The following is an 11,974-nucleotide window of genomic DNA, read 5'->3' as shown; positions in this document are numbered from 1 at the left end:
TCAGGCCCCTCACAGGTCGTCTTCGTCGAACTCGGGCGCCATGTCCCGGGCGAACTTGATGTCGTCGTTGCTGGTGCCGGCGGCGACCATCGGCCACACCATCGCGTCGCGGTGCACCCGGAAGTCGACGACCACCGGCACGTCGTCGATCTCCATCGCCTTGTGGATGGTCGCGTCGACGTCCTCCGGCGAGTCGCAGGCCAGTCCGACGCAGCCGTAGGCCTCGGCGAGCTTGACGAAGTCGGGGATCCGGCGCTGCTCCACCCGCTGCAGGTCGGTGTTGCTGTACCGCTCGTTGTAGAACAGCGTCTGCCACTGGCGGACCATGCCGAGCGACTCGTTGTTGATCACCGCGACCTTGATCGGGATGCCCTCGATCGCGCAGGTGGCGAGCTCCTGGTTGGTCATCTGGAAGCAGCCGTCGCCGTCGATCGACCACACGGTCGCGTCGGGGCGGCCCACCTTGGCGCCCATCGCGGCCGGCACCGAGAAGCCCATGGTGCCGAGGCCACCGGAGTTGATCCAGGTGTTCGGGTTCTCGTAGCTGACGTAGTGCGTGGCCCACATCTGGTGCTGGCCGACCCCGGAGACGTAGATCGCCTCGGGTCCCGCGATCTTGCCGAGCCGCTCGATCACGTACTGCGGGGACAGCGAGCCGTCCGCGGGCTGGTCGTAGCCGAGCGGGTACTTCGTCTTCACGCCCGCCAGGAACTCCACCCATGCCTCGTAGTCGCCCTGGTGGCCCGCGTCGGCCTCGGCCTGCAGCGCGACGACGAGGTCGGCGATCACCTCGCGGGCGTCGCCCACGATCGGGACGTCCGTGTGCCGGTTCTTGCCGATCTCCGCGGGGTCGATGTCGGCGTGGATCACCTTGGCGTTCGGCGCGAACGAGTCGAGGTTGCCGGTCACCCGGTCGTCGAAGCGCGCGCCGAGGCTGATGATCAGGTCGCTGCGCTGGAGGCCGGCGACCGCGGCGACGGTGCCGTGCATGCCGGGCATGCCGAGGTGCTGCGGGTGGCTGTCGGGGAACGCGCCGCGCGCCATCAGCGTGGTGACCACCGGCATCCCGGTCATCTCGGCGAGCACGCGCAGCTCCTTGGACGCCTGCGCGCGGATCACGCCGCCGCCGACGTACAGCACCGGGCGGCGGGCCTCGAGGATCAGCTTGGCGGCCTCGCGCACCTGCTTGGCGTGCGGCCGGGTCACCGGCCGGTAGCCGGGCAGGTTCAGCTCGGTGGGCCAGGTGAAGGTGGTCTGCGCCTGGAGGGCGTCCTTGGACACGTCGACGAGCACCGGTCCGGGCCGGCCGGTGGAGGCGATGTAGAACGCCTCGGCGATGGTGCGCGGGATGTCCGCCGGGTCGGTGACGAGGAAGTTGTGCTTGGTGATCGGCATCGTGATGCCGCGGATGTCGGCCTCCTGGAAGGCGTCCGTGCCGATCGCGTTGCTGGAGACCTGCCCGGTGACCGCGACGAGCGGGACGGAGTCCATGTACGCGTCGGCGATCGGGGTGACCAGGTTCGTCGCCCCGGGGCCGCTGGTGGCCATGCACACGCCCACCTTGCCGGTGGCCGCGGCGTACCCCTGGGCCGCGTGCCCCGCGCCCTGCTCGTGGCGGACCAGGATGTGGCGGAGCTTGACCGAGTCGAACAGGGGGTCGTACGCGGGGAGGATCGCGCCGCCGGGGATGCCGAACACGTTCTCGGCTCCCGCGCACTCCAGTGCCCTGACGAGGCTCTGCGCGCCGGTGACCTGCTCGCTCATGTGTGCCTTCCCTCTGGTCCGTTCACGACCCACCCCGTTCCAACAAAAAACCCCTCGGCCCGGTGGGCAGACGAGGGGTGACGCGTGTGCTTCGGCGGTGGCCGTCAGCGGACGCGTCGCGTGCGTACAAGAATCTCAAAACGCATGGGTCAACCTTCGCCGCCGGTGCAACCCCTCGTCAATCGAGTGTGACACGTGTCTCGCTATTCGGAACGTCCGTCCCACATCGTGACCACCGGCCCGGCGAAGGCCGTCCCTGGCGCGGCGGGCCTGCTCAGCCCGACGTGGTCAACGCGTGCATCAGGCCCAGCTGCTCGATCATCTCCATCTGGTCGAAGTAGAAGTCGTGCTTGGTGATCAGCCCGCTCTCGACCGTGGCCACGTCCATGCTCCGCATCCGCAGCTTCTTGCCGGTGGCCGGCAGCCTGCGGCCGTCGGGCAGGGCAAGCGGACCGGTGTTGGTGCCGACGACGTAGCCCTCGTCGATCGCGTACTTCCCGTCCTCCATCCCACGGCTCAGCTCGTACGACATGTCCGGGAACGCGTCGGCGAGCTCCCGCATGTAGTCCTTGAGCTGCTCGATGCCGTGCAGGGTTCCCTGGTCCGGCGTCGTGGCGACGACGTCGGGTGCGTAGCAGGCCGCGACCGCCGCGTCGTCCTTGGCCATGATGGCCGCGGTGGCCCGGTCCATCAGCTCACGTGCCTCTCCCATTGGTCGACCTCCCGAAACAGGTAGTGGTGTGTGGCCGGGCCCCCCGGGCGCGGTGACACCGCCCGGCTCGTCCTCCCATCGAACGCCCGCCGGTGCGCCGGGCGCCATAGCGCAGACGGGCTCGTCCGGGTCCCGGGTCAGGGCCGGTCGAAGTCGAAGGCGGGGAGTCCGTCGATGCTCGTCACGTTCTTCGTGCGTCGGTAGGCCGCGCGGCCGTCCTCGCCCTTGCGGTCCATGTGGGCGGGCAGCAGGTCGCGCTCCCCCGCGTAGTCGAACAGCGGCACGCCGTACCCGCACGAGCTCGAGACCCGCTCCACGTCCACGACCACCACCGCGCGGGCGCCGCGGGTCTCGGTGAACCACGGCAGCCACGCGGCGAACTCGTCGTCGTAGAGCGTGACCACCCGGCCGCGGCCGTGCAGGCGTACGACGTTGGGGCCGCCGTCGAAGGCACAGAACATCAGGGTGATCCGGCCGTTCTCGCGCAGGTGCGCGACGGTCTCCGCGCCGCTGGCGGTGATGTCGAGGTAGGCCACCCGGTGCTCGTCGACCACGGTGAACGTGCCACCGACCCCCTTGGGCGACACGTTCACGTGACCGCCGTCGAGCGGCGCGGTCGCGACGAAGAAGACGTGCTGGCGCTCGACGAACCCGCGCAGCCGCGCGTCGATGCCCTCGTGCACCCTGCCCATGCCGCTCCCCGTCCGGTCAGCCGGTCAGCCGGTCAGCCACAGATGGCGCCGACGGCGGCCGACTGCACCAGCTTGCTGTACTTCGCGAGCACGCCCTTGGTGTACTTCGGCGCCTGCGGCGTCCACCCGTCGCGGCGGGCCGCGAGCTCCTCCTCGTCGACGGTCACGTCGAGCAGCCGGTTGCCGACGTCGAGCCGGATCCGGTCGCCGTCCCGCACGAACGCGATCGGTCCCCCGTCGACGGCCTCGGGCGCGACGTGGCCAACGCACAGGCCCGTCGTACCGCCGGAGAAGCGGCCGTCGGTGAGCAGCAGGACGTCCTTGCCCAGGCCGGCGCCCTTGATCGCGCCGGTGATCGCGAGCATCTCGCGCATGCCGGGGCCGCCCTTCGGGCCCTCGTAGCGGATCACCACCACGTCGCCCGCGGTGATCTGGCCGGCCTCGAGCGCGTCCATCGCCGCCCGCTCGCCGTCGAAGACCCGGGCGGTGCCCTCGAACACGTCGTCGTCGAACCCGGCCGACTTCACGACCGCGCCCTCCGGGGCCAGGCTGCCCTTGAGGATGGTGAGCCCGCCGGTCTTGTGGATCGGCCTGGACAGCTCGCGGATGATGTTGCCGTCGACGTCCGGCGGCGCGATGTCGGCGAGGTTCTCGGCCATCGTCTTGCCGGTCACCGTGAGGCAGTCGCCGTGCAGCAGGCCCGCGTCGAGCAGCGCCTTCATCACCACGGGGATGCCGCCGATGCGGTCCACGTCGTTCATCACGAACCGGCCGAACGGCTTCAGGTCACCGAGGTGCGGGACCTTGTCGCCGATCCGGTTGAAGTCGTCGAGGGTGAGCTCGACCTCGGCCTCCTTGGCGATCGCCAGGAGGTGGAGTACGGCGTTGGTGGAGCCGCCGAGCGCCATCACCACGGCGATCGCGTTCTCGAACGCCTCCTTGGTCATCACCTGGCGGGCGGTGATCCCGCGGCGCAGCATCTCGACGACGGCCTCGCCGGACTTGTGGGCGAACCCGTCACGGCGGCGGTCGACGGCCGGCGGGGCCGCGGAGCCGGGGATCGACATGCCGAGCGCCTCGGCGACCGAGGCCATCGTGTTGGCGGTGTACATGCCGCCGCAGGCACCCTCGCCGGGGCAGATCGCGCGCTCGATCTCGTCCACCTCGGCGCGGGTCATCTTGCCGGCCAGGCAGGCGCCGACCGCCTCGAACGCGTCGATGATCGTCACGTCCTTGTCGCCCACGCGGCCCGGCATGATCGAGCCGGCGTAGAGGAACACCGAGGCCAGGTCGAGGCGGGCGGCCGCCATCAGCATGCCGGGAAGGGACTTGTCGCAGCCGGCGAGCAGCACCGAGCCGTCGAGCCGCTCGGCCATCATCACGGTCTCCACGCTGTCGGCGATCACCTCGCGCGAGACCAGCGAGAAGTGCATACCCTCGTGGCCCATCGAGATGCCGTCGGACACCGAGATGGTGCCGAACTCCAGCGGGTACCCGCCAGCCGCGTGCACGCCGTTCTTCACGGCCTTCGCGAGCCGGTCCAGCGACAGGTTGCAAGGCGTGATCTCGTTCCAGGACGAGGCGACGCCGATCTGAGGTTTGGCGAAGTCGTCGTCCCCCATGCCGACCGCGCGGAGCATGCCGCGCGCGGCTGTCTTCTCGAGGCCGTCCGTGACGTCGCGGCTGCGGGGCTTGATGTCGGGCTGAGACGAGTCGGGCATGGCGCGAGCCTACGCCGCGAGGTCCGCGCCTCGGACGCCTGTCTCACCTTTCCGTCAGAGGATCGCGGCGCGCACGGAGAGCACGTCCGGGAGGTGCTGGGCCACCACCTGCCACGAGTCGCCCTCGTCGTCGGAGGCGTAGACGGTGCCGTCGCGGCTGCCGAAGTAGACCCCGGCCGGGTCGCCCTGGTCGACGCACATCGCGTCGCGCAGCACGCCGGTGTAGAAGCCGCTGGCAGGTAGGCCCTTGCCCAGCGGCTCCCAGGTCTCCCCCGCGTCGCGGGAGCGCCACACCCGGCAGCTGCCGTCGGGGGGGAACCGGCCGTCGGAGCTCTCGATCGGGAAGAGGTAGAGCGTGCCGGGCGTGCGGGGATGGGCGACGACCGGGAAGCCGAAGTCGCACGGCAGGCCCGCGGCGATCGAGGTCCAGGAGTCCCCCGCGTCGTCGCTGCGGTAGACGCCGCCGTGGTTCTGGGCGTAGAGCACGTCCGCGTTGCCGGGGTCGCGGGCGACCTTGTGCACGCACTGACCGAACTCGGGGTACTGGATGTCGTCGGGCATGAACTCGACCTTGATCCCGCGGTTGGCCGGCTCCCAGGACCCGCCCGCGTCGGTGCTGCGGTAGACGCCGCCGGTCGACATCGCCACGGTCACCCGCTGCGGGTCCTCCGGGTGCGGCAGCACGGTGTGGATCGCCTGCCCGCCGTTGCCCGGCTGCCACTGCGGCCGGTGCGGGTGGTCCCACAGCGGGCGGACCATCGTGAAGGTCTCGCCGCGGTCCTCGGACCGGAACAGCGCCGACGGCTCGGTGCCCGCCCACACCACGCCGGGCTCGGACGGCGAGGGCGTGATCGACCAGACCGCCTCGAGCGAGGCGCCGGTGTCCTCGGGGAAGCGCACCGCGCCGTTGGGGGTCGCCTCCCAGGTCTTCCCGAGGTCGTCGGAGTGCAGCACCCGCGGGCCCCAGTGCCAGTGCCGGCTCGCCATGAACAGGCGCGGACTCCCGTCCCGGGTGTCGACCGCCACGGCGTGCACGTCGCTCATCAGCTCGTCCGGACCGTCGAGCGTCCACGTCCGGCGGCCGTCGTCACTCCTGGCGATGAACAGCCCCTTGCGGGTACCGATCATGAGAACTGCCTGCACCGCCATGTCACGCTCCCTTGCGCTCGTCCGATGTCCCCACTCCCGAGGCTTCGAACTGTAGACCCCGGCTGCCCCCGAAACTCATCGTTCGGGGGCCGCCGTCAGGAGCGGGGCGCCCCGCGTCAGGGGCGGGCGGTCTCCCGCCGTACGGTCGCGTCGCCGACCGCGTCCGGGTCGGGCCGCACGCCGCGCAGGGTGGTCGGCGCATTGTCCGAGGTCTGGTTCAGGCCGGGCCGGCCGTCCTCGATCGTGAACGAGGCGCGCGTGAACACCGGCGCCCCGGGCTCGGAGACCCTCCGCACGCAGCGGAAGTCGGCGTCCATCGACTCGGGCGTGATCGTGGTGTTCACGTAGCCGCGCAGGTTGTTCTGGAAGCGCAGGTGCGGGTTCCACGCCAGCCACGGGTGCGCGTCGGAGGCCGAGTCCGCCCCGTCCCCGCCCGAAGTGATCGAGGAGCAGACCAGCTCGGCGCCGACCGGGCGCGAGTCCGGGTCGTCGTAGTCGAGCTTGAGGTCCGACGCCCAGTGCGCGTGCACGTCGCCGGTGAGCACCACCGGGTTCCGCACCCCGGCGTCCACCCAGCCGCGCGTGATCCGGTCCCGCGAGCCGACGTACCCGTCCCAGGCGTCCATCGACGTGGTCTTCAGCGGGCCGGAGTCGCGGTCGCGCTGGGCGAAGAACACCTGCTGGCCAAGCACGTCCCAGCGCGCCTGCGAGCGTCGGAAACCGTCGAGCAGCCAGGCCTCCTGGGCCGCGCCGGTGATGGAGCGCGACGGGTCCTCGGCGTCCGGGCAGCTGCGGTAGCCGTCGCCGCAGGCCTGGTCGTCGCGGTACTGGCGGGTGTCGAGCATGTGGAAGGTGGCCAGCTCACCCCAGTGCACGCGCCGGTACAGCTGCAGGTCGATGCCGCGAGGCTTGGAGCTCGAGCGCAGCGGCATGTTCTCGTAGTAGGCGCGGAAGGCGGCGGCGCGCCGGTCCAGGAAGCCGGTCTCGGCCTTCTCGGGGGTCTCGTCGGCCCAGTTGTTGTCCAGCTCGTGGTCGTCCCACACCGCCAGCCAGGGCGCGACCGCGTGCGCCTCCTGGAGGTCGGGGTCGGTCTTGTACTGGGCGTGCCGCTGCCGGTAGCCGGCCAGCGTCGTGGTCTCCGGGCCCTCGTGGTCGCGGGGGTTGCCGCCGGGCGCGACGTAGGTGTCCCTCTTGTACTCGTACTGGTAGTCGCCGAGGTGCAGGACCAGGTCGGGGCGGTCCTCGGCCAGGCGGCGGTAGGCGGTGAAGTAGCCGTGCTCGAACTGCGAGCAGGACACGAACGACATCGCCAGCGCGGACGGCATGGTGCCGCGGGCCGGGGCGGTGTGCGCCCGTCCGGTGCGGGAGAGGTGGCGGCCCTGGCGGAACCGGTACCAGTACTCCCGGCCCGGCTCGAGCCCGGCGAGCTCGACGTGGACCGCGTGCGCGGACTCGGGCCGGGCGACCGCGGTTCCGGCCCGGACGACGTCGGTGAACCGCGGGTCGGTGGCCACCTGCCACAGCACCTCGTAGCTCTTCGCGGGCATGCCGCCCGAGCCGTCCTCCGCCAGCGGCTCGACGGCGAGGCGGGTCCAGAGCACGAAGCCGTCGGGCCAGGGGTCACCGGAGGCGACCCCGAGGGTGAAGGGGGTGCCGGGCAGGGCGGGGGTGGCGGCGGAGGCGCGGGTGGCGTCCCACCACGCGGCGGGTACGGCGGTGGCGGCGCCGGCGACGAGGCCGGCCCGGAGCAGTGAGCGACGTGAGGTCTCCATGGGCGCTCACGCTGCCCCGACCGGTCGACGTACAGCGGTCGGCCGGCTGACGGACGCGCGGCGCCGAGATGTCCGGTCGGTGACGGTTCAGCCCGGCCCGGGCTACGGCCCCATCGGAGCAGAGGTCCGCACGGCCGGGGTCAGCCGACGAGCTCGTGGTGCAGGCTCTCGAGGTCCTCGGCGCCGGACGGCGTGCCGAGCAGCCCGTCGAGCACCCCGTCGCCCTTCCACCGCGGCAGCAGGTGCAGGTGGAAGTGGAAGACCTCCTGGCCGGCCGCGGCGCCGGTGGACTGGAAGAGGTTGAGCCCCTCCGCGCCGAGCCGGCCGACGAGCAGCCGGGAGGTCTCCTCCACGACCGGCGCGATCTCGGCGAGCACGTCCGCGCCGCCGTCGAGCAGGTCGGTGACGTGCCGGGTGGGGACCACGAGGGTGTGCCCGCGGCCGAGCGGGTTGATGTCGAGGAAGGCCACCGCCCCCGCATCGCTCGCCACCACGAACGACTCCGCCTCGCCGGCCACGATCTCGCAGAAGACGCAGCCGCGCATCAGTACTCCCCCGCCATCACGTTCTCCAGCGGCTGGCCCGCCGCGAAGCGCTCGAGCTGCTCCCGGACCAGCCTGTAGGCGCGCGGCTCCATCGCCGTCGACGCCCCACCGACGTGCGGCGAGACCATCAGGTTCGGCGCCCGCCACAGCGGGTGGTCCTCCGGCAGCGGCTCCGGGTCGGTGACGTCGAGGGCGGCGTGCACGCGGCCCTCCCGGAGCGCGTCGAGCAGCGCGTCGGTGTCGACCACCGGTCCGCGGGCGACGTTGACGAGCAGGGCGCCCTGCCGCATCCGGGCCAGGAAGTCGCGGTCCACCAGGCCGCGGGTCTGCTCGGTCAGCGGCACGATCACGACCACCACGTCGACGGCGGGCAGCAGGTCCTCGAGCTCGTCGAACCCGTGCACCGCGGGAGTCCCGTCGCCGGCGGGCCGGGCGGTGCGGGCCACGCGGACCAGGTCGACCTCGAAGCCGTCGAGCCGCCGCTCGATCGCGGCGCCCACGGCGCCGTACCCGAGGATCATCACCGACCGGTCGGCCAGCGACGTCGCCGTGACCGGCTCCCAGGCGCCGCGGTCCTGGGCGCGGACGAAGCCGGGGATGCCGCGCAGGCTGGCCAGCACCAGGCCCACCGCCAGCTCGGCGGTGGAGGCGTCGTGGATGCCCCGGCCGTTGCACAGGGTGACCCCGTCGGGGACGTGCGAGGCGACGTGCTCGACGCCGGCGGTCATCGTCTGCACCACCCGCAGCCGCGGCATCTCGGCGATCAGCTCGCTGTCGCCGGCGCGGAAGCGGTACGGCGGCACGAAGAACTCGACCTCGGAGACGGAGGAGGGAACCGGCTCGCCGTCCCCGGGGACCACGACCTCGTAGCGCAGCCCGGCCGGGGGCTCCCCCAGCTCGGCGGGGTCGAATGGCAGCCACACCAGCGGTCTCGAGTCGCTCATCTGCCGAGCGTAGCGACCGCGGCGCCCGCACGGACCGGGGCACCACGGGAGCAGCCGGACCCGGGTCCGGGAGACCGTTCACACAAACGTCACACGACGTTGACGGCGGTGAAGTGCCCGCTCCGTAGCGTCGGAGCACAGGGCAGGACAGGGCCGGGAGCACCGCGGGAGGCACCATGTGGGTCACGACAACGCAGATCGTCCGAGCCGTCGCCGAGTGGCCGGTCCGCAGCCAGCAGGTCGCCCGGCGCAACGCCCTCGTGGGCGCGACCGCGCTCGCCGACCGGCGCCGCGAGCGGATCGAGGTCGAGGAGTTCCTCGAGCAGCACCTCGCGACCCGCGCCCGGCTCGACGTGGCGGCGCGCGGCGCCTGAACCGCTGCGCGGCACGCACCGCCGGTGACCTCCGGCACCAATCCGCGGTTCGGGCCTCCGCGTGGGGCAGACTCGGCGCATGGCAGCCACGGCAGAACGGAGCCCGGAGAGCGAGGAGGCCGAGCGCGCCCCCTCCGGTGAGCACCTCGCGCTGCGCTTCTACGACGTGACCAGCGCCGACGGCACCCGGATCAAGGCGTGGACCAACGACGCCGAGGGACCGACCCTGCTGCTGTGCAACGGCCTCGGCACCAACCCCAACGCGTGGCCCGCGCTGCTCCGCAAGGACTGCGGCGTGCGGGTGGTCTCGTGGAACCACCGCGGGGTCGGCGGTTCCGACCGCCCCGCGGACCGCAGCCGGGTCGGGATCGACGCGTTCATCGAGGACGCGCTCGCCGTGCTCGACGACGCGGGCATCGAGTCCTGTGCGGTGGCCGGCTGGTCGATCGGCGTGAACACCGCGTTCGAGCTCGCCGTGCTGTACCCGCACCGGGTGACCGGGCTGTTCGCGGTGGCCGGCGTCCCCGGCGGCACCTTCGCCTCCATGGGTGCGCCGCTGATGATCCCGCGGATCGCCCGGAGGCCGGTCTCGGTGGGGGTCACCCGGTTGATGCGCCGGGTCGGCTGCGCCCTCACCCCGTTCACCTCCCGGCTCCCGGTCGGCGACGCGTTCGCCCGCCTGCTCAGCCACAGCGGGTTCATGCTGCCCACCGACGAGATCCCCGCGGTACGGCGGGCGGTCAAGGAGTTCCTGACCACGCCCGTCGACTGGTACATGCACCTCGCCCTCGCGGCCGCCGAGCATCCGCGGGTGTCGCTGCGCCGGATCACCGTCCCCACGGCGTTCGTCGCCGGCCGGTGGGACCTGCTGGCCAGCTCCGAGGACATGCTGACCGCCTCCGCGCGGATCACCGGGTCGACGTACGTCGAGCTCAACGGCAGCCACTTCGTCCAGCTCGAGCACCCCGAGGCCGTGCACGCGGAGCTCCAGGGCTTGCTCGCCCGCATAGCCTGACGGGCATGAGGGCCCTCCTTCCCGCCGCGGTCGCCGTGCTGGTGCTCGCCGGCTGCACCACGGAGGGAGACCCGACCGGCCTCGGCACGCCCTCCCCGGCCCCGCAGCCGACCACCCGCACCGGTGAGCCCCGGCCACGGGACGACGCCACCGCTCCCCCCACGTCCACGCCGAGCGAGTCCTCCCCGAGCGCGTCGCCGACCCCTGCCCCGGTCCGGCCCCGGGTCGTGAACGCGGTCGTCACCGGCCTGGCCGCCCCGTGGGGCATCGCGTTCCTGCCCGACGGCACGGCGCTGGTCAGCGAGCGCGACACCACCAAGGTGCTGGCCGTCGACCCGTCCGCGCCGCGCGCGACCCGGCTCCGCACGGTCGGACGGCTCGACGCCGCGCAGCCGCAGGGCGAGGCCGGCCTGCTGGGCCTCGCGGTCTCCCCGTCGTACGACGAGGACGGCCTCGTCTACGCCTACCTGTCCACCGCCACCGACAACCGGGTGGTGCGGATGACCTACGACGGCAGGCGCCTCGGCTCACCGGAGGTCGTGCTGGACGGAATCCCCAACGGCTTCGTCCACGACGGCGGCCGCCTGGAGTTCGGGCCGGACGGCTACCTGTACGTCTCCACCGGGGAGACCGGCGAGGAGCAGCTCGCGCAGGACCGCGACTCGCTCGGCGGGAAGATCCTGCGGATCACGCCGGACGGCAGGCCCGCCCCGGACAACCCCGTCGAGGGCTCACCGGTGTGGACGATGGGCCACCGCAACGTGCAGGGGCTGGCCTTCGACGACCGCGACCAGCTGTGGGCCACCGAGTTCGGCGCCGACACGTGGGACGAGCTGAACCGGGTCGACCGAGGCCGCAACTACGGGTGGCCGCTGGTGGAGGGCCGCGGCGACCTGAAGGAGTACCGCAACCCCTACGTGCAGTGGCGGACCGCCGAGGCATCCCCGTCCGGGCTGGCCTACCTCGACGGCTCGCTGTGGGCAGCCTCGCTGCGCGGCGAGCGGCTGTGGCGGGTCCCGGTGCGCGCGGACGGCACGGTCGGGAAACCGGAGGACTACTTCGTCGGCGACTACGGCCGTCTCCGGACCGTCGTGGTCGCCCCGGACGGCAACCTGTGGCTCTCCACGAGCAACCGGGACGGCCGCGGGGCACCCCGGGAGCGGGACGACCGGATCCTCGTCGTGGCCCTGCGCTGACCCCGCGCTGTCCCTGCGCTGATCCCTGCGCCGGTCGCGGCGCATCCGGGCGGGCACCGCCTCGACACAACCGGCGGAACCGGACATCAC

General features: G+C 72.5%; 11 protein-coding genes. 3 read left to right on the top strand and 8 right to left on the bottom strand.

The genetic code is table 11. The annotated features are described in order from the left end of the window. Positions 1-9: 9 nt before the first annotated feature. From K1X13_RS12840 to K1X13_RS12805, 8 genes are all read right to left on the bottom strand, one after another. Positions 10-1,764, bottom strand: a complete 1,755-nt coding sequence (locus K1X13_RS12840; protein WP_221025426.1) for an acetolactate synthase large subunit — start codon at positions 1,762-1,764, stop codon at positions 10-12. Positions 1,765-2,038: 274 nt separating this feature from the next. Continuing rightward, entirely contained in the window at positions 2,039-2,476 is a 438-nt protein-coding gene (locus K1X13_RS12835) for an ester cyclase (protein ID WP_221025425.1), read from the bottom strand. A 137-nt stretch (positions 2,477-2,613) separates the two neighbouring features. Then, the gene (locus K1X13_RS12830; RefSeq protein ID WP_221025424.1) at positions 2,614-3,168 is read right to left on the bottom strand and encodes a pyridoxamine 5'-phosphate oxidase family protein; all 555 of its coding nucleotides are present in this window, start codon (positions 3,166-3,168) and stop codon (positions 2,614-2,616) included. A 32-nt stretch (positions 3,169-3,200) separates the two neighbouring features. Beyond that, on the bottom strand, positions 3,201-4,889 hold the full coding sequence (gene ilvD, locus K1X13_RS12825) for a dihydroxy-acid dehydratase (RefSeq protein ID WP_221025423.1): 1,689 nt from the start codon (positions 4,887-4,889) through the stop codon (positions 3,201-3,203). A 54-nt stretch (positions 4,890-4,943) separates the two neighbouring features. Further along, a complete protein-coding gene (locus K1X13_RS12820) occupies positions 4,944-6,038 on the bottom strand; it encodes a WD40/YVTN/BNR-like repeat-containing protein (protein WP_221025422.1) in 1,095 nt (364 codons plus the stop codon). A 116-nt stretch (positions 6,039-6,154) separates the two neighbouring features. Next, positions 6,155-7,810, bottom strand: a complete 1,656-nt coding sequence (locus tag K1X13_RS12815; RefSeq protein WP_221025421.1) for an alkaline phosphatase D family protein — start codon at positions 7,808-7,810, stop codon at positions 6,155-6,157. Between the two features lie 140 nt (positions 7,811-7,950). Continuing rightward, on the bottom strand, positions 7,951-8,355 hold the full coding sequence (locus K1X13_RS12810; protein WP_221025420.1) for an HIT family protein: 405 nt from the start codon (positions 8,353-8,355) through the stop codon (positions 7,951-7,953). After that, on the bottom strand, positions 8,355-9,299 hold the full coding sequence (locus tag K1X13_RS12805; protein WP_221025419.1) for a 2-hydroxyacid dehydrogenase: 945 nt from the start codon (positions 9,297-9,299) through the stop codon (positions 8,355-8,357). Before K1X13_RS12805 ends, K1X13_RS12810 begins: the two co-directional genes overlap by 1 nt. A 176-nt stretch (positions 9,300-9,475) precedes the next feature. On the opposite strand from K1X13_RS12805, the gene K1X13_RS12800 reads away from it, so the two are divergent. From K1X13_RS12800 to K1X13_RS12790, 3 genes are all read left to right on the top strand, one after another. Further along, positions 9,476-9,673, top strand: a complete 198-nt coding sequence (locus K1X13_RS12800) for a hypothetical protein (protein ID WP_221025418.1) — start codon at positions 9,476-9,478, stop codon at positions 9,671-9,673. Positions 9,674-9,752: 79 nt separating this feature from the next. After that, the gene (locus K1X13_RS12795; RefSeq protein WP_221025417.1) at positions 9,753-10,688 is read left to right on the top strand and encodes an alpha/beta fold hydrolase; all 936 of its coding nucleotides are present in this window, start codon (positions 9,753-9,755) and stop codon (positions 10,686-10,688) included. A 5-nt stretch (positions 10,689-10,693) separates the two neighbouring features. Continuing rightward, complete coding sequence (locus tag K1X13_RS12790) at positions 10,694-11,884, top strand: PQQ-dependent sugar dehydrogenase (protein WP_221025416.1); 1,191 nt, start codon at positions 10,694-10,696, stop codon at positions 11,882-11,884. Positions 11,885-11,974: the final 90 nt, after the last annotated feature.

This window comes from Nocardioides jiangsuensis (genome assembly GCF_019679455.1).
GTDB lineage: Bacteria > Actinomycetota > Actinomycetes > Propionibacteriales > Nocardioidaceae > Nocardioides_C > Nocardioides_C jiangsuensis.
This window is presented reverse-complemented; position numbering and strand designations above follow the sequence as displayed.

Bases quoted from the DNA above. Each gene is read 5' to 3' on its own strand.
- K1X13_RS12830 (WP_221025424.1), bottom strand. From the start codon at position 3,168: ATGGGCAGGGTGCACGAGGGCATCGACGCGCGGCTGCGCGGGTTCGTC.
- K1X13_RS12805 (WP_221025419.1), bottom strand. From the start codon at position 9,299: ATGAGCGACTCGAGACCGCTGGTGTGGCTGCCATTCGACCCCGCCGAG.
- K1X13_RS12810 (WP_221025420.1), bottom strand. From the start codon at position 8,355: ATGCGCGGCTGCGTCTTCTGCGAGATCGTGGCCGGCGAGGCGGAGTCG.
- K1X13_RS12820 (WP_221025422.1), bottom strand. From the start codon at position 6,038: ATGGCGGTGCAGGCAGTTCTCATGATCGGTACCCGCAAGGGGCTGTTC.
- K1X13_RS12815 (WP_221025421.1), bottom strand. From the start codon at position 7,810: ATGGAGACCTCACGTCGCTCACTGCTCCGGGCCGGCCTCGTCGCCGGC.
- K1X13_RS12800 (WP_221025418.1), top strand. From the start codon at position 9,476: ATGTGGGTCACGACAACGCAGATCGTCCGAGCCGTCGCCGAGTGGCCG.
- K1X13_RS12835 (WP_221025425.1), bottom strand. From the start codon at position 2,476: ATGGGAGAGGCACGTGAGCTGATGGACCGGGCCACCGCGGCCATCATG.
- ilvD (WP_221025423.1), bottom strand. From the start codon at position 4,889: ATGCCCGACTCGTCTCAGCCCGACATCAAGCCCCGCAGCCGCGACGTC.
- K1X13_RS12790 (WP_221025416.1), top strand. From the start codon at position 10,694: ATGAGGGCCCTCCTTCCCGCCGCGGTCGCCGTGCTGGTGCTCGCCGGC.
- K1X13_RS12840 (WP_221025426.1), bottom strand. From the start codon at position 1,764: ATGAGCGAGCAGGTCACCGGCGCGCAGAGCCTCGTCAGGGCACTGGAG.
- K1X13_RS12795 (WP_221025417.1), top strand. From the start codon at position 9,753: ATGGCAGCCACGGCAGAACGGAGCCCGGAGAGCGAGGAGGCCGAGCGC.